Raw genomic sequence first — 17,292 nt, 5'->3', positions numbered from 1 at the left:
GCACATGCGGGCTAGGCCAAGATGGGCGGATGAGCTGGTTCCGCAGGAAGCCACAACCCGAGCCCCTCGAACCGGAGGCGCTCGCGGACCGGTTCTGGGCAAGGTGGCACGAACTGCTGCCGGAGGTCGCGGCCGCCCTCGGTGAAGGCGAGCCGCACCGGGTGGAGAACCAGCTCTGCGACCTCGTCGCCGACCTGCACCCGGACCTGCACTTCGCCCTCGAACGCGGCGGGAGGTCTATCTACGCGCTGGTCGTCTCCGGCCAAGAGGACCCGAGACTGCGGCCATTCACCGACGCGTGGAAGGCGGTAGCGCCGCCGGATGACGCTATCTGGGAGTTCCACGACTCAGTCCCACCTGTGCCCGACCCGACCGAGGTGACCGTCAACCTCGGCCCGCACCGCATCCGGTTGGCCGACGTTCGCGTGCACGCCCAGGTCGACGAAGAGGCCGGGGTGGTCGACGTGGCCGTGCACCACCCGCTGCTCCGCGAACTCGACCCGGCGGCCCGCTCCGCGATGACGTTCCTGCCCCTGGACGCCACCCTGGGTGAGCGGCTGGCCGGTCGGCGGCTGCGCAGGGTCGAGGCCGCCCTCGACGCCCCCTCCGACACCATCGACCTGCTTGACCTGCGCGAACTCATCCACCGGCTGGCGGGCTGAGCACGCGGGTTGTCGGTGCCCCTCGCTACTCTGCACGGGTGACCAGTGCTGATCAGGACCTACCGCGACACGCCCACGGAGCCGAGGCCGAGGGCGTCGAGGACGTGCCCGCCGAGGCCCGTGAGCGGCACGCCGTGCTCGCCGAGGAGCTGCTCGGCCACCAGTTCCGCTACTACGTGCTCGACGCGCCGACCATCTCCGACGGCGAGTTCGACGCGCTGCTGCGCGAGCTGGCGGCCATCGAGCAGCGGCACCCGGCACTGGTCACCCCCGAGTCGCCGAGCCAGCGCGTCGGCGGCACCTTCTCCACCGAGTTCGCCGCCGTCGACCACCTGGAGCGGATGCTCAGCCTGGACAACGCCTTCGACGTCGACGAGCTCGGCTCCTGGGTCGACCGGGTCACCAAGGAGGTCGGCGACGCCGCGCACTACCTGTGCGAGCTCAAGATCGACGGCCTCGCCATCAACCTGCTCTACGAGAACGGCAGGCTCACCCGCGCGCTCACCCGCGGCGACGGCCGCACCGGCGAGGACGTCACCCTCAACGTGCGCACCATGCGCGACGTCCCCGAGCGGCTGACCCCCAGCGACGAGTTCCCCATCCCGGAGCTGGTCGAGGTCCGCGGCGAGGTCTTCCTCCGCGTCGAGGACTTCACCGAGCTCAACGCCCGCCTGGTCGAGGCCGGGAAACCGCCCTTCGCCAACCCCCGCAACACCGCGGCGGGCTCGCTGCGGCAGAAGGACCCGAAGATCACTGCGAGCAGGTCGCTGCGGATGATCTGCCACGGCTTCGGAAAGAGGGTGGGTTTCGAGCCAACGACCCAGTCCGAGGCATACCGCGCACTGACCGCGTGGGGCCTACCTGTCTCCGAACACACCACACTGCTCGACTCCGCGGACCAGCTCGCGGCGCACATCAAGCACTGGGGCGAGCACCGCCACGACGCGGTGCACGAGATCGACGGCGTCGTGGTCAAGGTCGACGAGGTGTCCCTCCAGCGCAGGCTGGGCAGCACCTCCCGCGCGCCGCGGTGGGCCATCGCCTACAAGTACCCGCCGGAGGAGGCCACCACCACGCTGATCGACATCCGGGTCAACGTGGGCCGCACCGGGCGGGTCACCCCGTACGCGGTCATGGAGCCGGTCAAGGTCGCGGGCTCGACGGTGGAGATGGCCACCCTGCACAACGCCAGCGAGGTCAAGCGCAAGGGCGTGCTGATCGGCGACCGCGTCGTCATCCGCAAGGCGGGCGATGTCATCCCCGAGGTGCTCGGCCCGGTCATCGAGGCGAGACCCGAGGACGCGCGCGAGTTCGAGATGCCCACCGAGTGCCCGGTCTGCGGCACGACGCTGCGCTACGAGAAGGAGGGCGACGCCGACATCCGCTGCCCCAACGCGCGGACCTGCCCCGCGCAGTTGCGCGAGCGGCTGTTCCACCTCGCGGGCCGCGGCGGGTTCGACATCGAGGTGCTCGGCTACGAGGCGGCGGGCGCGCTGCTGGCCGCTGGCGTGATCGCCGACGAGGGCGACGTGTTCTCCCTCACCGAGGACGACCTGATCGAGGTCGACCTGTTCCGCACCAAGTCCGGCGAGCTCTCCGCCAACGCCCGCAAGCTGCTGGCCAACCTGGAGACGGCCAAGGACCGTCCACTGTGGAAGGTGCTGGTCGCGCTGTCGATCCGGCACGTCGGGCCGACCGCGGCCCGGGCGCTGGCCCAGGCGTTCGGCTCGATCCAGGCGATCGAGGCCGCCGACGAGCAGCAACTGGCCGACACCGAGGGCGTCGGGCCGACCATCGCCGCCGCGGTCGAGGAGTGGTTCGCCGTCGACTGGCACCGCGACGTGGTCGACAAGTGGCGCTACGCCGGGGTGCGGATGGCCGACGAGCGCGACGAGGGCGTCCCCCGCACGCTGGAGGGCCTCTCGATCGTGGTCACCGGCAGCCTCACCGGCTACTCCCGCGACGAGGCCAAGGAGTCCATCCTGGTCCGCGGCGGCAAGGCGTCGGGCTCGGTGTCGAAGAAGACCGCGTTCGTGGTGGTCGGCGACGCCCCGGGGTCCAAGTACGACAAGGCTGTCCAGCTCAAGGTCCCGGTGCTCGACGAGGACGGTTTCCGGGTGCTGCTCGCCGACGGACCGCAGGCCGCTACCGAGCTGGCCACCATCGGCGACCCGGAGGCGGAGCGGGAGGCGGTGGAGTCCACCGAGGACTGATCGCGTCCAGTCGGAAGGGTTGCGCAGTCAACCTTTTTCCCGCGCGCCGGGTACCCGCGCGTACGGGAACGCTCCCGTGCTGGGCCATCCGTGTGAGCGCGGTGGACAGCGGTGTTCGGCCACCGGTGCGCCCACCGCAACGCGTCGCGAATCCGCTGTGCCGGGTGGTTGGCAGGGTCGCGATCCCTTGGCAGGGTGGGGGGAGCGGGCCGGTGCTGCGGCCCGGTGTCGGCGGGCGGAGGGGGATCTGGCTGGGGCACGGTCGGAGTCGACGGTCCGGGATGGGGTGAGTGGCCGGTCGCGCGCGCAGGTGCGCCGACCGGATCCGGTCGGACCGGTCGGCGCGCGGGACAGGCAACCGCGCGCGGGCTGGGGCGTCGGAGGAGTCCGGTGGGTTTCCCGCGTCGAACCCGGCGCCGGGGGTCCCACCGGGACGACACGACGAACGTGGGAGGCGAGGCGTGGCTGAGGTGGCTGACCTGGTGGTGCGCCAGGCGCGGTCGGACGAGGTGCGGCGGGTCGGTGCGCTGACCGTGGAGGCGTACCGGGCGGTCGGGTACCCGGGGGACGGGGGCGGGTCCGGGTACGCGACGCTGCTGGCCGACGCCGAGGCGCGGATGCGGTCGGCCGAGCTGCTGGTGGCCGCGAACCGGGAGGGGTGTCTGCTCGGTACGGTCACGGTCGCGCTGCCCGGCACCCCGTTCGCCGAGATCTCCCGCGCGGGCGAACTGGAACTCCGCATGCTCGCCGTCGCCGCCCCCGCGCGCGGCAGGGGAGTGGGGGAGTTGCTGGTGCGCGCGGTTATCGCAAGAGCCCGCGAGCTGGGCCTGGAACGGGTAGTCCTGTGCAGCCCGGCAGCGTTGTCCCCGGCACACCGGCTCTACGAACGCCTCGGCTTCGCCCGCTTACCCAGCCGCGACTGGCACCCGGGCCCCGAGGTCCAACTCATCGCTTACACCCTGGACGTGTGAGCGCCCTACCTGCGGTGTGTCCTGGGCGGGACAGTCGTCCCGCGTGCGTCCATCCGGGCTAGTGGCAACAGGTGGAGACCCTCGGCCTCTGCTTCACTGGCCCGGTGGAGCTCCAGGCGTGCCTCAACGGCGAGCGCTCACCCGCCGACCACCCCGTCGTCCCGGTGACCGCGGCGCAGGTGGCGTCAGCCGCTGCTGATGTCGCCGCGCTCGGGGTCACCGCGGTGCACCTGCACCCGCGGGACGCCACCGGCCGCACGACGCTGCTCGGGTCCGAACTGGCCGCCACCGTGGCCGCTGTCCGCGCGGCAGTGCCAACCGCCACCGTTGGCGTCACCACCGGCGCCTGGGTCGTACCGGACCCACGTCGTCGAGCCGCTCTAGTCGCCGCCTGGACCGGTCTGGCCGCCGGACGTCCCGACTTCGCCTCGGTCAACGTCCACGAGGACCGCTGGTGGGAGGTCTGCGCGGCCCTGCACTCGGCGGGCGTCGCGGTCGAGTTGGGCGTCTTCGACCCGCCCGCCGCGGCCACCCTCCGCGCCCAGGGCATCCCACCGGCCGCGATCCGGGTCCTGGCCGAGGTGCGCCCCGACGCCGAGCCGGAGCCTCTCCTGGACGCCCTGGACTGGGTGCCGCTGCCGGTCCTGCTGCACGGCGAGGAGGCCTCCACCTGGCCCGTGCTCACCGCGGCCGTCCACCGCGGCCTGGCGACTCGCATCGGCCTGGAGGACACCCTCCGCCTGCCAGACGGAAGCCCGGCCGCCGACAACGCGGCCCTGGTGCGGGCGGCGCTGGAGCGGACCGCGGTCCAGTCCTGATCAACCCGGTAGCACTACCGCCCTGACCAACCTGGCAGGACCGTCACTCCGGCAGGACCACCGCTCTGTCAATCCGGTAGGACTACCGCTCTGTCAATCCGGTAGGACTACCGCGACGATGCCCGCCAGGTGGGCCAGCCGGGCCACCTCGGCCGCGCGGAACATCGGGCCACCGGGGCGGCCGACGAGCAGGACCCGGTCCGGCTTGCCCAGCGGCGTCGCCGCCAGTTCGGTGCCGAGCTCGCGCCAGGTCGCGGGCACCCACGACTCCTCGCCGTCGAGGACGGTGGCCCTGGCCAGCGGGAGCCACGGCAGGGTGATGGTCTGGATGTCGGGCGCGGCGGTGCTGGCCGCCAGCCGGGTGGCGCCCTCGGCGGTGGCGGCGACGATCAGCGCCCACCCCGATCGGATGATCTTCGGGACGCCCGCGGCGAAGATGGCCAGGCCGTCGCGCGGGTCGGCCGCGACGTCTTCGACCAGTTCCAGCTCGCGGTGTGTGTCGAGCAGGCCCGCGTACGGGCGCACCGCGTCCACCTCGACCCCGGGGATCGACTCGGCCGCGGTGATCAGCACGTCCGGCAGCCTGCCGCCGGGCAGCTCGACCACCAGGTCGTCGATGGCGACCCCACCCGCGCGTTCCACCACGTCGACGCTGAGGATGTCCGCACCGATGGCGCCCAGCGCGGTCGCGACCGCGCCCAGGGTGCCCGGGCTGTCCGGGAGCTGCACCCGGATCAGGAACGACAAGGCGAACGCCTCCCGCACGTAAGCAACCCCCGCGCGGACGCGCGGATTTCCTCGACCGCCGATTGTCGCAGACCCTGGCCGCGCCGCCCCGGCTGCCACCGGGCACCGGTTTAGCACCGCGGCGCGCTCGGAACAACCCGTTCGGGGTTGCCGAACCGCGCGAAATAGACTCACCAGGTCCTATCACAGACAACCCCGGGGGTTCGTCGAGTGCCCAGCATCTCCCGCGACGAGGTAGCCCACCTCGCTCGCCTGGCCAGGTTGGCCGTCACCGAAGCGGAACTGGACCTGTTCGCAGGTCAGCTCGACCAGATCGTGGCCGCGGTCGCCCAGGTCGGGCAGGTCGCCGACCAGGACATCCCGCCCACGTCGCACTCGGTGCCGTTGACCAACGTCTTCCGCGCCGACGTCGTCCGCCCGGGGCTCACCCAGCAGCAGGCCACCGCCGCCGCGCCCGCGGTGGAGGACGGCCGGTTCCGCGTGCCGAGGATCCTCGGGGAGGAAGCATGACCGAGCTGACCCGCCTCGACGCGGCCGATATCGCGGCCAAGATCGCGGCCAAGGAAGTCTCCGCGGTCGAGGTCACCCAGGCCCACCTGGACCGCATCGCCGCGGTCGACCACGCCGTGCACGCCTTCCTGCACGTCGACACCGAGCGCGCTCTAGCCGCCGCCAAGGCCGTTGACGACAACGCCGCCGCGGGCCTTCCCGCCGCGTCGCCGCTGGCAGGCGTACCGCTGGCGCTCAAGGACGTGCTCACCATGCAGGGCGCGCCCACGACCTGCGGCTCCAAGGTCCTGGAGAACTGGCAGCCGCCCTACGACGCCACCGTGACGCAGCGGTTGCAGGCGGCCGGGGTGGTGATCCTCGGTAAGACCAACATGGACGAGTTCGCGATGGGCTCGTCCACCGAGAACTCCGCCTTCGGGCCCACCCGCAACCCGTGGGACCTCGACCGCATCCCCGGCGGGTCCGGTGGCGGTTCCTCCGCCGCGCTCGCCGCGTTCGAGGCGCCACTGGCGATCGGTACCGACACCGGTGGCTCTATCCGCCAGCCCGGCGCGGTTACCGGAACGGTCGGCGTCAAGCCCACCTACGGGACCGTCTCCCGGTTCGGTCTAGTCGCCTTCTCGTCCTCTTTGGACCAGGCAGGCCCGTGCGCGCGGACCGTGCTCGACGCGGCCCTGCTGCACGAGGTCATCGCCGGGCACGACCCGCTCGACTCGACCTCCATCGACGCGCCGGTGCCGCCGGTTGTCGCTGCCGCCCTTGAGGGCGCCAACGGCGACCTCAAGGGCGTCAAGGTCGGCGTCGTGACCGAGTTCGCGGGCGACGGCTACGAGCCGGGCGTCGCCGAGGCGTTCACCGCCGCCGTCGACCAGCTGCGCGCGCTCGGCGCCGAGATCGTCGAGGTGTCCTGCCCGAGCTTCGACCTCGCGCTGCCCGCCTACTACCTGATCGCGCCGAGCGAGGCCTCGTCCAACCTGGCCCGCTTCGACGCGATGCGCTACGGCCTGCGCGTCGGCGACGACGCCACCCGCAGCGCCGAGGAGGTCATGTCGCTGACCCGCGCCGCGGGCTTCGGGCCTGAGGTCAAGCGGCGCATCATCCTCGGCACCTACGCGCTCTCCGCCGGGTATTACGACGCCTACTACGGCTCGGCGCAGAAGGTCCGCACGCTGATCATGCGCGACTTCGACGCCGCGTTCGCCAGCGTGGACGTGCTGGTCTCGCCGACCACGCCGACCACCGCGTTCAAGATCGGCGAGCGCACCGCGGACCCGATGGCGATGTACCGGGCGGACCTGTGCACCATCCCGTCCAACCTGGCTGGCAACGCCGCGCTGAGCGTCCCCTGTGGACTCTCCGACGGGCTGCCGGTCGGCCTGCAGATCATGTCGCCCGCGCTGCAGGACCAGCGCGGGTACCGGGTGGCCGCCGCCTACGAGGTCGCCCGCAACGCCGCCCAGGGCGGTCCACTGATCAACCGTGTTCCTGAGTTGGAGGTCGCGCACTGATGGCCGGGTCCAAGTACAAGGGCGTGTTCGGGATCGTCAGCGCGGTCACCTCCGCCACCAGCGCCGCCCGCGGGTTCGCCGCGGCCCGCGCCGACAAGGACAAGCTGGTGCTGGCCAACGCCATCGGCAGCGTCGTCGTCGCCATCACCGGCGTGCTCATCGCCGTCCGCGCCTACCGGAGGGCCAAGTGACCACAGCGGAGCTGATGGACTACGCCGAGGTCATCACCCGGTTCGACCCGGTGCTCGGCCTCGAGGTGCACGTCGAGCTGTCCACCGCGACCAAGATGTTCTGCGGCTGCTCGAACAGGTTCGGCGGCGAGCCCAACACCCACGTCTGCCCGACCTGCCTGGGCCTGCCCGGGTCGCTGCCGGTGGTCAACGCCGTCGCGGTCGAGTCGGCCATCCGGATCGGGCTGGCGCTCAACTGCGAGATCGCGCCGTGGTGCCGGTTCGCGCGCAAGAACTACTTCTACCCGGACATGCCGAAGAACTTCCAGACCTCCCAGTACGACGAGCCGATCGCGTTCAACGGCTACCTCGACGTCACCCTCGACGACGGCGAGGTCGTGCGCGTGCAGATCGAGCGCGCGCACATGGAGGAGGACACCGGCAAGTCGCTGCACGTCGGTGGCGCCACCGGCCGCATCCACGGCGCGGAGCACTCGCTGCTGGACTACAACCGGGCCGGGGTGCCGCTGATCGAGATCGTCACCAAGACGATCGAGGGCACCGGCGAGCGCGCGCCCGAGGTGGCCCGCGCCTACGTGTCCACGCTGCGCGACCTGCTCCAGGCGCTCGACGTGTCCGACGTGCGGATGGACCAGGGGTCGCTGCGCTGCGACGCCAACGTGTCGCTGATGGAGCGCGGCGCCGCCGAGTTCGGCACCCGCACCGAGACCAAGAACGTCAACTCGCTGCGCAGCGTCGAGCGGGCCGTCCGCTTCGAGATGACCCGCCAGGCCGCGATCCTGGCCTCCGGCGGCTCGATCCTGCAGGAGACCCGGCACTTCGAGGAGGCCTCCGGCACCACCCGCGCCGGGCGGCGCAAGGAGACCTCCGAGGACTACCGCTACTTCCCCGAGCCCGACCTGGTGCCCATCGCGCCGTCGGCGGAGTGGGTGCAGGAGCTGCGGGGGACGCTGCCGGAGTTGCCAGCCGAGCGCCGCAAGCGCGTGCAGGCCGAGTGGTCGCTGACCGACCTGGAACTGCGGGACCTGGTCAACGCGGGCGCCATCGACCTGGTCGCGGCCACCGCCGACGCGGGCGCCCCGCCCGCCGAGGCCCGCTCGTGGTGGATGTCGTACCTGTCCCAGCAGGCCAACGCCCGCGGCGTCGACCTGGGCGCGCTGCCGATCACCCCGGGGCAGGTGGCCAGGGTCATCGCCCTGGTCGCCGACGGCGCCCTCACCAACAAGCTCGCCCGCGACGTCGTCGACGGCGTCCTCGCAGGCGAGGGCGAACCGGACCACGTCGTCGAGACCCGAGGCCTCAAGGTCGTCTCCGACGACTCGGCCCTCTACGCCGCCGTCGACGAGGCCCTCGCCGCCAACCCCGACGTGGCCACCAAGATCCGCGAAGGCAAACACGCCGCCGCAGGCGCCATCGTCGGCGCGGTCATGAAAGCCACCCAGGGCCAAGCCGACGCCAAACGAGTCCGCGAACTAATCCTCACCCGCTGCGGCGCCTAACACCCCAGCCCGATGCCGCCCGCCCCTCCCCCCGAGGACCGGGCGGCATCGTCTTGTCTACCCACCCTCTTAGCCTGCGGGCCCTGGGCCTACTCACGCCGTACTTGGCACCCCGCGAGCGGCCCCGCTGCACCGGTTCACTCACGCTGCGCTGGTTCCGCACGCCCCGCACCAGCTCCGTCAAGCCAGCCCTCTGACCGATGTCCGGCGCTCTGGCCCCGCACGGCCCACTTACCCTGAACCGGCCCCGTAGCCACTCACCAGCCCGATGGCTTCAAACCAGGGCGCCCAACCCGAACCCGGCATCTAGCCCCCACCGAACCCGCTTCGCGCGCCCGCGCCAGTCCGGCCCCAGCCCCCACCCTCTCCGGGAGGCGTCCCAGGTCCCAGCCTACCGGCACCCCCCGACACGCGATCTTGAAACAAGCCCGCCCAAGATCCACATGTGGACAACTTCTGTCCCTGAAACGGGTGAACTCGAGTCACCCACAGGCGCCACAACAGCAGGTCAGGGGTCCAAGCAGCGCGAGCGAGCCGCCAGTCGGGAGCAAGTCGTGAGGGGGGCTAGTCCGCTCCTCCGCCGCCGCCCTGGGGTTGGACGAGGATGGCGATGGCTCGGTCGTCGCTGGAGACGGTGGGGCCGGATTGGCGGTTGGTGGTGCCCGCGATGGCGATCTGCTCGGTCATCAGGTCGAGGCCGTCGACCTTGCCGAAGCCGTCCGGGGCGGCGAGGGCGATCTGGGGTTTGCCGGTGAAGGTGCCGTCCGGGGCCTGGGGGAGGTTCTCCAGGTGGCCCGCGGTGGCCATCGCGACCCACACCAGCTGCGAGGTCGCCGCGCAGCCCGCCACGCCCGGCTTCTCCGGCCACGACCACGCCGGGCTGCTCAGCGGCTTGCCCGGCGTCACCCTGTAGAGCACGTCCGCGGCCGCCGTGCGGTCGGTCACCCAGGTCTGGGAGCCGTCGAGCGACGCGCAGATCCCGCCGGGCGCGTGCAGCCCGGCCGCGAGCACCGCACTGCCCGCCGTGGGGTTGCCCGGCGCGGGCTTGCCCTCGCCGGTGATCCGCAGGACCTTGCCCGCGAGCGACTTCGGGTCGGCGGCGGCCGTCGGCGACCCCGCGTCCCCGGTCGCGAGGACGAGGGCGCCGCGGTGGTCGCGTGCCAGCGAGCCGCGGTTGCCGGTCGCGCCGCGGGGGATGCCGGTGAGCACGGGCTTCGGCTTGTCACCGGGCGCGATGCGGACCACGCGGTTGTCGGTCGGTGTCGTGATGTAGGCGAAGACCAGCTGGTCCTCGTCGTAGGTCGGAGACAACGCGAGGCCGGTAAGCCCACCGTCTGTGGACGCGTCAACGGGGACGGTGGCGAACACGGTCGGCGGGTTGTCCTTACGCACGAACAGGATTCGCCCAGTCTTACGCTCGGCCACCAACGCGGTCGGGTTCGAACCGTCGCCAGGTAGCGCTGCCACCGCGACAACCGTGTCGAGACAGGTAGCCAGTACGGCTGGATGGAAGTCCTTGCACCCGTCAGGCGGGGGTACCTTCGTCGGCTCGCCGCCCGGCTGTGCGCCCTCGACCGCGCCGCTACGGCCACCGGTCTCAGGTTCGGGGGCGGCCTGGGGGGTCAACGGCGCGTTGGCCTGCCAACTGCTGGCGGGAGGCTGCTCGGCGAAGGTAGCGCAAGAGGACACGGCGAGCGCCACACACGCCGCCGTGAACAGGCGAAACGGGGTACGCAGCACTCCAGCCATGATGCCCGACCTTACGTCCAACAAGGTGAATCCCCGGTGAGCAGCTACCGCCTCGCGCGCTCCACTACGGCGACCCGATCAACCAGTAACTGCAATTCCTCGGCGATCACCTCGGGTGCCTCTAGCGGCAAGAAGTGACTGGTAGGCACTACACGCACCCTGGCCTGAGGTAGGCGAGACGCGGCCTTGGTCGCCTGCCTCGGGTCGGCGATGACGTCGAAGCGGGCCGCGAGCACCGTCACCGGGCAGGTGATGCCCGCGAGGTCCCGTGGCGGGATGTCGGTGAGCGCAAGGGCCAGGGTGACGTACCAGCGCCAGTCGTGGCCCAGGAAGCGGCGCACCGCCCGCGCGACGTCGGCCGGGTCGGCGCCGGGCAGCATGAACCCGCTGTGTTGCAGAAGCGTCGCGGTGATGCGATTGACCGGCACCCGGTGCAGCACGGCGTCGACCAGCGGCCCCGCCGCCCGCACGGCCATCGCGCTCCCGATCACCACTGGCCTGCGCACGGCGGCCGGTATCCCCAGCACGCCGAGCACACCCCCGAAGAGGTCCCCCGGAACGCCCGCGGCCAGCAGCAACCCGGACACCCGCTCCGGGTACCGCCGCGCCAACTCGGCGGCCACCATCACCCCGACCGACCAGCCCATGACCACACACCGCTCGACCCCGGCCGCGTCCATCACCGCCACCGCGTCCGCAACGTGGTCATCCAACCCGATCCGCGTCGCAACATCCGGCCGATCCGACCCCATGGTGCCGCGGTGATACCAACTCAGCACCCGAACCCCGGACGACGGCAACACCAACGCGGGCCAAGCCTCGGGGATCGTGCCCAACCCCGGACACAACAACACAACCGGTCCATCGGACTCGGTGCACCACCCACGCAGCCTGGTCCCATCGGCCGCCCGCACATCGTGTTCCCGCATCACCGGCCAGTCTGCCGCACCACCCGCCCATTCCACCCACTTTCGCCCCGCCACCCATCACCCACCCATTCGTGGAGCCCCCAACACCTCGCTGACCTGTGTAAGCCCAGATCCCTGGCTGGTCTCATGTCACCTGGTTCAGGGACAGAAGTTGTCCACATGTGGATCTTGGGTGGGCTTGTTTCAAGATCGCGTGTCGGGGGGTGCCGGTAGGCTGGGACCTGGGACGCCCCCCGGAGAGGGTGGGGGCTGGGGCCGGACTGGCGCGGGCGCGCGAAGCGGGTTCGGTGGGGGCTAGATGCCGGGTTCGGGATAGGCGCCCTGGTTCGAAGCCATGGGGCTGGTGAGTGGCTACGGGGCTGGTTCAGGGTAAGTGGGCCAGTGCGGGGCCAGAGGGCCGGACGTCGATCGGGTGCTGGCTTGGCGGAGCCGTTGCTGGGTATGGGCCAATGCGAGTCAGCGGGACCTGTGCGAGGCCTGGGCCAGTACAGGGCCAGGGGACCAGTGCGGGGTTGGGGGACCGGTGCGGGTCAAGGGGAGGGCCATTTGCGGGGCTGGTGGGCCGGGTGTTGGTCGAGAAGCTGGCTTGGTGGTGCTGACGCAGGGCGCGTGGGTGGGTGCGGAGCGTGGGCTGGCGCGGGTAAGAGGTTGGGTATGAGCGGGGGGGCAGTCGCGGGTGAACGGTGGGTGCGGGGTTGGTGGGCGGTTTGGGGTGAGGGGATGGCCTGGGGGCCGGTGCGCGAGCGAGGGGGTGCGCGGGGGAGGTTGGTGCGAGAGGCCTATGCGAGGGGTTGCGCGGGGCAAGGGTCGCGGGGCTGAGATGGCTGGTCGGGGGTGAGGGCTGGCGTGGGGTCTTAGAGGCATCGTGTGGGGGGCTTAAGAGATGCCGGTCTTGGGAATGGCGGTGTTGGGGAGTTGGCGAAGAGGGGGAGGGGCCTTTGTGGAGTGTGGGGGTGGGGCGGACGTAGGGTGGGGTGGTGACCGTGACTGTGTTGGTGCCTGATGCGCACGGGGTTGCCGCTCTTGCTGGGGTGCGGGGGGTTCGGGTGGTCCAGTACGACCCGGATGACCTGCCCGTCGAGGCCGCGGACGCCGAGGTGTTGGTGCCGGGGTTTTTGTCGGCGGACAAGGTTCGGTTGGTGGGGCGGTTGCCGCGGCTTCGGTTGGTGCAGTTGTTGACCGCGGGGGCTGAGGCGTGGGTGGGGCAGTTGCCCGCGGACGTGATGTTGTCCACGTGCGGTGGGGCGCACGGGGGCAGTACGGCAGAGTGGGCGATGGCGGCGTTGTTGGCCGTCTACCGGGACATCCGGGAGTTCGAGGACAGTCGGCGGGCGGGGCGGTGGGACTCGCACCAGACGGAGACGTTGCAGGGCAAGCGGGTTCTCGTGGTGGGCGCGGGGGACCTCGGGCAGCAGATGCGGCGCAAGCTCGAAGCCTTCGACGCGCAGGTGACGATGGTCGCCAACACCGCGCGTGACGGGGTGCGGGGCGTTCACGAGTTGCCGGAGTTGTTGCCGGAACATGACGCTGTGGTGTTGATGGTGCCGATGACCGCGGCGACGCATCATCTCGTTGATCGAGATTTCCTGGCGAAGCTGCCCGACCGCGCCGTGGTGGTCAACGCCGCGCGGGGGCCCGTCGTGGACACCGAGGCGCTGCTCGCGGAGTTGACCTCGGGCAGGCTGCGGGCCGCGCTGGACGTCACCGATCCCGAGCCGCTGCCGGAAGGTCACCCGCTGTGGACGGCGCCCGGGCTGCTGCTCACCCCCCATGTCGCGGGTAGTTGCACCGGCGTGCACGAGCGCGCCTACAAGGTCGTCGCCGCGCAGATCGAGCGATACATACGAGGCGAGAAGCCCGCGAACCTGGTGCTCGGCGACTACTAGTTGATCGGCGGGGGGTTGACCCATCGCTTACTGTGCGGGCGTGAGTACCGAAGACGACCGCCCGCGCCAGAGCGGCGGATACGCGGACAGCGGCTATTTCACGCCGTCGGAGAGCAAGTACCCGACGACCCCCACCAGCGGTGACGACATCCACGGCAGCGGTGCCACCACCGCGGCCCTGCCGCGTCCCACCGACAGCGACTACGACAGCGGGCACGGCGGCCGGGAGGAGGTGCTCGACCCCCAGCCGCACGCCTGGCACCTCGGTGCCGACCTCGGGCTGTTCGTGCTGCGGGTCACCCTGGGCGCGTTGTTCGTCGGCCACGGCCTGCAGAAGGTCTTCGGGCTCCTGGAGGGCCCGGGGATCGACGGGTTCGCCAAGGCGCTCGCCGCGCTCGGGTTCCAGCAGGCCACGTGGCTGTCCTGGATCACCGGCTTCACCGAGCTCGGCGCCGGTGCCCTGCTCATCCTCGGCCTGTTCACCCCGGCGGCCGCGGCGGCCGTGCTCGGTGTCATGGCCAACGCCATCTGGGTCCGGGTCGACATCGACCTGTTCGCGGGTGGCGTCGAACTGGAGGCGATCTACGCGGCGGCGGCGTTCGCGCTGCTGTTCGCCGGGGCGGGCCGGATCTCCCTCGACCGCAACACCCCGTGGCTGCGCCGGGCCCCGGCGTTCGGCTTCATCTTCCTCATCATCGCCGCGGGGCTGAGCGTGGTCACGCTCGTCGTCCTGCGCTGACCCGGCACCACGCGAGAAGGCCCCCGCCACACCAGGTGACGGGGGCCTTCGCGTGTCCGCCTAGCGGCTCGGGTCGCGGACCGCGCCGGTGGAGGCGTCGGTCGCCATCCGCGCGTAGGCGCGCAGCGCGTTGGTCACCTGCCGCACCCGGTCCACCGGCTGCCACGGCCGTTCCCGCGCGTCCATCTTCGCTCGCCGCTCGGCCAGCACCTCCGGCGCCACCAGCAGCTCCAGGGTCCGCTGGTGCACGTCGATGCGGATCTGGTCGCCGTCCTCGACCAGCCCGATCGTGCCGCCACCGGCCGCCTCCGGCGAGACGTGCCCGATCGAGAGCCCCGACGAGCCACCGGAGAACCGGCCGTCGGTGATCAGCGCGCACTTCTTGCCGAGGCCGGAGCCCTTGAGGAACGCCGTGGGGTGCAGCATCTCCTGCATGCCCGGCCCACCGGCGGGACCCTCGTAGCGCACCACCAGGACCTCGCCCGCCTGGACCTTCTTGCCCAGGATCACCGACACCGCCTGCTCCTGGCTCTCCACGACCCGCGCCGGGCCCTGGAAGACGAACAGGTCCTCGTCGATGCCCGCGGACTTGATGACCGCGCCGCGCTCGGCCAGGTTCCCGTGCAGCACGGCGAGACCACCGTCGGCGGTGTGCTTGTGGTCGAAGTCGCGGATGCAGCCACCCGCCGCGTCGGTGTCGAGCGAGGACCACCGGTTCGACGTGGAGAACGCCTTGGTGGTGCGGACCCCGCCCGGCGCGGCGTGGAACAGCTCGACCGCCTCGGCGGTGGGGTTCGCCGCGCGGATGTCCCAATCGGACAGCCACTGCGCGAGCGAGGTGCTGTGCACCGACGCCACGTCCTCGTTGAGCAGCCCGGCCCGCCACAGCTCACCGAGGATCGCCGGGATGCCGCCCGCCCGGTGCACGTCCTCCATGTGGTAGTCGGAGTTCGGCGACACCTTCGACAGGCACGGCACCTTGCGGGAGATCGCGTCGATGTCGGCGAGGGTGAAGTCGACCTCGCCCTCCTGCGCCGCGGCGAGCACGTGCAGCACCGTGTTCGTCGACCCGCCCATCGCCATGTCCAGCGCCATCGCGTTCTCGAACGCGGCCCGGTTGGCGATCGTGCGCGGCAGCGCCGACTCGTCGTCTTGCTCGTACCAGCGCTTGCACAGCTCGACGACCGTGGTCCCCGCGCGGGAGAACAGGTCCCGGCGCGCGGCGTGCGTGGCCAGCGTGGAACCGTTGCCCGGCAGCGCGAGCCCGAGCGCCTCGGTGAGGCAGTTCATCGAGTTCGCGGTGAACATGCCGGAGCAGGAGCCGCAGGTCGGGCAGGCGGAGCGCTCCACCTCGTCGAGCGCGGCGGCGTCGACCGTGCTGTTGGCGGAGGCGGCGATGGTGGTGATCAGGTCGGACGAGGGGTGCGCGACCCCGCCGACCACCACCGCCTTGCCCGCCTCCATCGGTCCACCCGAGACGAACACCACCGGGATGTTGATCCGCATGGCCGCGTTGAGCATGCCCGGGGTGATCTTGTCGCAGTTGGAGATGCACACCAGCGCGTCGGCCTGGTGCGCGTTGACCATGTACTCCACCGAGTCGGCGATGATCTCGCGCGACGGCAGCGAGTACAGCATCCCGCTGTGGCCCATGGCGATGCCGTCGTCGACGGCGATGGTGTGGAACTCGCGGGCCACCCCACCCGCGGCGGTGATGGCCTCGGCCACGATGTCGCCGAGGTCGCGCAGGTGCACATGCCCCGGCACGAACTGGGTGTAGGAGTTGGCGATCGCGATGATCGGCTTGCCGAAGTCGCTGTCGGTCATGCCGGTCGCACGCCACAGCGAGCGGGCGCCTGCGGCGTTGCGACCGTGCGTGGTGGTGCGGGAGCGCAGCGCGGGCACGGCTCCTCCAATGTCGACGGGTGCGGGTCTGGCGATTGCGTGGGTACTGCCTGGCGGCGCCCGGGGTGCGGGGCCTGCCGGAGGGGGAGCGGTGCCGCCCAGGTTACTCCCGTGTCCCGGTGCGGTGTCCCGCCTCTTCGGTGACCTCCGCCGCGCCCGCGCCCGACCCGGGCTCGACCGGGGCCTCGGCCGCGGACTCGGCCGGTGGCGCGACCGGGGAGTCGGCCGGGGACTCGACCGGTGACGCGGCTGGGGGCTCGACCAGGTCCTCGGCCGGGGCGTCGACCGCTGACTCGACCGCGGACTCCGCCTGGGGCTCGGCTGGGGACTCTGCCGGGGCCTCGACCAGGGCCTCGTCGTCCGGCTCGCCCTCGGGACCGCCCTCGGTCGGGTCGGCCAGCCGCCCGCCGCTGACCAGCGCCAACGCGGGCAGGTGCCGGGTCCTGACCTGCGGCAGCGCCACCTCGGTGTCGTCGTGGAGCACCGCGCTCACCCGGCCCGCCGCGTTCAGCCGCAGCCCCTTGAGCAGCTTCCACGGCAGCGGTCGCGAGCTGACCACCTCGCGCACCACCAGTCCTTCCGCGTCCGCGGTCGTGCGCACGCGTAACACCCAGACCACCAGCGCGATGGGGATGACGTACACGGCGACCAGGCCCGGCGCGGCGAACGCGAACGGGGTCGCGCAGATCGCGAACAGGAGCGCGGCCAGCACGGCGATGCCGGGTACGCGGAAGACCAGCCGGGACGGCACTTGCTGCTGCTCAGACACCCTTAGATGGTGCACCCGCCGTGCTCCCCGGCCGCCTCCGGGTCCCGGATCACAGTCCACCATCCGGGAGCACCGTCCCGCAGAGTTGACGCTCTACCCCGAACGCACTAGCGTCTGCGACGTGCCAGCTCACTCCATTCTCGTACTTCCGCCGCGCGTTCGACGCTGACGGAAGGTCCTGACGTCGAACGCGCGA

Annotated in this window: 15 protein-coding genes; 10 read left to right on the top strand and 5 right to left on the bottom strand. The window is 71.6% G+C overall.

What is annotated here, in order from left to right:
• Nucleotides 1–29 precede the first annotated feature (29 nt).
• From BMY07_RS09780 to BMY07_RS09765, 4 genes are all read left to right on the top strand, one after another.
• Nucleotides 30–662: a hypothetical protein gene (locus BMY07_RS09780; protein WP_092776707.1), complete on the top strand. Its 633-nt coding sequence runs from the start codon at nt 30–32 to the stop codon at nt 660–662.
• A 38-nt stretch (nt 663–700) separates the two neighbouring features.
• The gene (gene ligA, locus BMY07_RS09775) at nt 701–2,875 is read left to right on the top strand and encodes an NAD-dependent DNA ligase LigA (RefSeq protein ID WP_245782294.1); all 2,175 of its coding nucleotides are present in this window, start codon (nt 701–703) and stop codon (nt 2,873–2,875) included.
• Between the two features lie 470 nt (nt 2,876–3,345).
• The gene (locus BMY07_RS09770; RefSeq protein ID WP_092777323.1) at nt 3,346–3,846 is read left to right on the top strand and encodes a GNAT family N-acetyltransferase; all 501 of its coding nucleotides are present in this window, start codon (nt 3,346–3,348) and stop codon (nt 3,844–3,846) included.
• A 104-nt stretch (nt 3,847–3,950) separates the two neighbouring features.
• Nucleotides 3,951–4,664, top strand: a complete 714-nt coding sequence (locus BMY07_RS09765) for a 3-keto-5-aminohexanoate cleavage protein (RefSeq protein WP_092776703.1) — start codon at nt 3,951–3,953, stop codon at nt 4,662–4,664.
• 93 nt (nt 4,665–4,757) lie between these two features.
• On the opposite strand, the gene BMY07_RS09760 is transcribed toward BMY07_RS09765, so the two are convergent.
• Entirely contained in the window at nt 4,758–5,411 is a 654-nt protein-coding gene (locus BMY07_RS09760) for an ACT domain-containing protein (protein ID WP_092777321.1), read from the bottom strand.
• Between the two features lie 210 nt (nt 5,412–5,621).
• Between BMY07_RS09760 and gatC the strand changes: the two genes are divergently transcribed.
• Genes gatC through gatB form a run of 4 tightly spaced genes read left to right on the top strand, consistent with a single transcriptional unit; the run spans nt 5,622 to nt 9,119 of the window.
• Nucleotides 5,622–5,921, top strand: coding sequence for an Asp-tRNA(Asn)/Glu-tRNA(Gln) amidotransferase subunit GatC (gene gatC, locus BMY07_RS09755; RefSeq protein ID WP_092776701.1), 300 nt, complete (start codon nt 5,622–5,624; stop codon nt 5,919–5,921).
• A complete protein-coding gene (gene gatA / locus BMY07_RS09750; protein ID WP_092776699.1) occupies nt 5,918–7,429 on the top strand; it encodes an Asp-tRNA(Asn)/Glu-tRNA(Gln) amidotransferase subunit GatA in 1,512 nt (503 codons plus the stop codon). Before gatC ends, gatA begins: the two co-directional genes overlap by 4 nt.
• Nucleotides 7,429–7,620, top strand: a complete 192-nt coding sequence (locus BMY07_RS09745) for a hypothetical protein (RefSeq protein ID WP_092776697.1) — start codon at nt 7,429–7,431, stop codon at nt 7,618–7,620. Before gatA ends, BMY07_RS09745 begins: the two co-directional genes overlap by 1 nt.
• Nucleotides 7,617–9,119: an Asp-tRNA(Asn)/Glu-tRNA(Gln) amidotransferase subunit GatB gene (gene gatB, locus BMY07_RS09740; protein ID WP_281245055.1), complete on the top strand. Its 1,503-nt coding sequence runs from the start codon at nt 7,617–7,619 to the stop codon at nt 9,117–9,119. Before BMY07_RS09745 ends, gatB begins: the two co-directional genes overlap by 4 nt.
• Before the next feature lie 564 nt (nt 9,120–9,683).
• Here gatB and BMY07_RS09735 read toward each other — a convergent pair.
• Nucleotides 9,684–10,868 carry a PQQ-dependent sugar dehydrogenase gene (locus BMY07_RS09735; protein ID WP_092776695.1) on the bottom strand — a complete coding sequence of 395 codons (1,185 nt, stop codon included), beginning with the start codon at nt 10,866–10,868 and terminating at the stop codon, nt 9,684–9,686.
• A 44-nt stretch (nt 10,869–10,912) separates the two neighbouring features.
• Nucleotides 10,913–11,797 (bottom strand): alpha/beta fold hydrolase, encoded by an 885-nt coding sequence (locus tag BMY07_RS09730; RefSeq protein ID WP_092777317.1) that lies wholly within the window; start codon nt 11,795–11,797, stop codon nt 10,913–10,915.
• Between the two features lie 977 nt (nt 11,798–12,774).
• Here BMY07_RS09730 and BMY07_RS09725 point away from each other — a divergent pair.
• Nucleotides 12,775–13,683, top strand: coding sequence for a 2-hydroxyacid dehydrogenase (locus BMY07_RS09725; protein ID WP_092777314.1), 909 nt, complete (start codon nt 12,775–12,777; stop codon nt 13,681–13,683).
• Nucleotides 13,684–13,723: 40 nt separating this feature from the next.
• The gene (locus BMY07_RS09720; RefSeq protein WP_177215512.1) at nt 13,724–14,422 is read left to right on the top strand and encodes a DoxX family protein; all 699 of its coding nucleotides are present in this window, start codon (nt 13,724–13,726) and stop codon (nt 14,420–14,422) included.
• A gap of 60 nt (nt 14,423–14,482) precedes the next feature.
• Here the strand turns inward: BMY07_RS09720 and ilvD are convergent, their stop codons facing one another.
• Both ilvD and BMY07_RS33595 read right to left on the bottom strand, forming a co-directional pair.
• The gene (gene ilvD, locus BMY07_RS09715; RefSeq protein ID WP_092776691.1) at nt 14,483–16,327 is read right to left on the bottom strand and encodes a dihydroxy-acid dehydratase; all 1,845 of its coding nucleotides are present in this window, start codon (nt 16,325–16,327) and stop codon (nt 14,483–14,485) included.
• Between the two features lie 103 nt (nt 16,328–16,430).
• Nucleotides 16,431–17,096: a PH domain-containing protein gene (locus BMY07_RS33595; protein ID WP_143073421.1), complete on the bottom strand. Its 666-nt coding sequence runs from the start codon at nt 17,094–17,096 to the stop codon at nt 16,431–16,433.
• Between the last annotated feature and the right edge of the window lie 196 nt (nt 17,097–17,292).

Source organism: Actinokineospora terrae (genome assembly GCF_900111175.1).
In the GTDB taxonomy this organism is placed as follows: Bacteria; Actinomycetota; Actinomycetes; order Mycobacteriales; family Pseudonocardiaceae; genus Actinokineospora; species Actinokineospora terrae.
Note: the sequence above shows the minus strand (reverse complement) of the source record. Positions and strands in the feature narration are given on the sequence as shown.

What these genes read in the sequence shown, in the direction of transcription:
- BMY07_RS09780 (WP_092776707.1), top strand. Translation starts at nt 30, where the DNA reads ATGAGCTGGTTCCGCAGGAAGCCACAACCCGAGCCCCTCGAACCGGAG.
- gatA (WP_092776699.1), top strand. Translation starts at nt 5,918, where the DNA reads ATGACCGAGCTGACCCGCCTCGACGCGGCCGATATCGCGGCCAAGATC.
- BMY07_RS09730 (WP_092777317.1), bottom strand. Translation starts at nt 11,797, where the DNA reads ATGCGGGAACACGATGTGCGGGCGGCCGATGGGACCAGGCTGCGTGGG.
- BMY07_RS09745 (WP_092776697.1), top strand. Translation starts at nt 7,429, where the DNA reads ATGGCCGGGTCCAAGTACAAGGGCGTGTTCGGGATCGTCAGCGCGGTC.
- BMY07_RS09735 (WP_092776695.1), bottom strand. Translation starts at nt 10,868, where the DNA reads ATGGCTGGAGTGCTGCGTACCCCGTTTCGCCTGTTCACGGCGGCGTGT.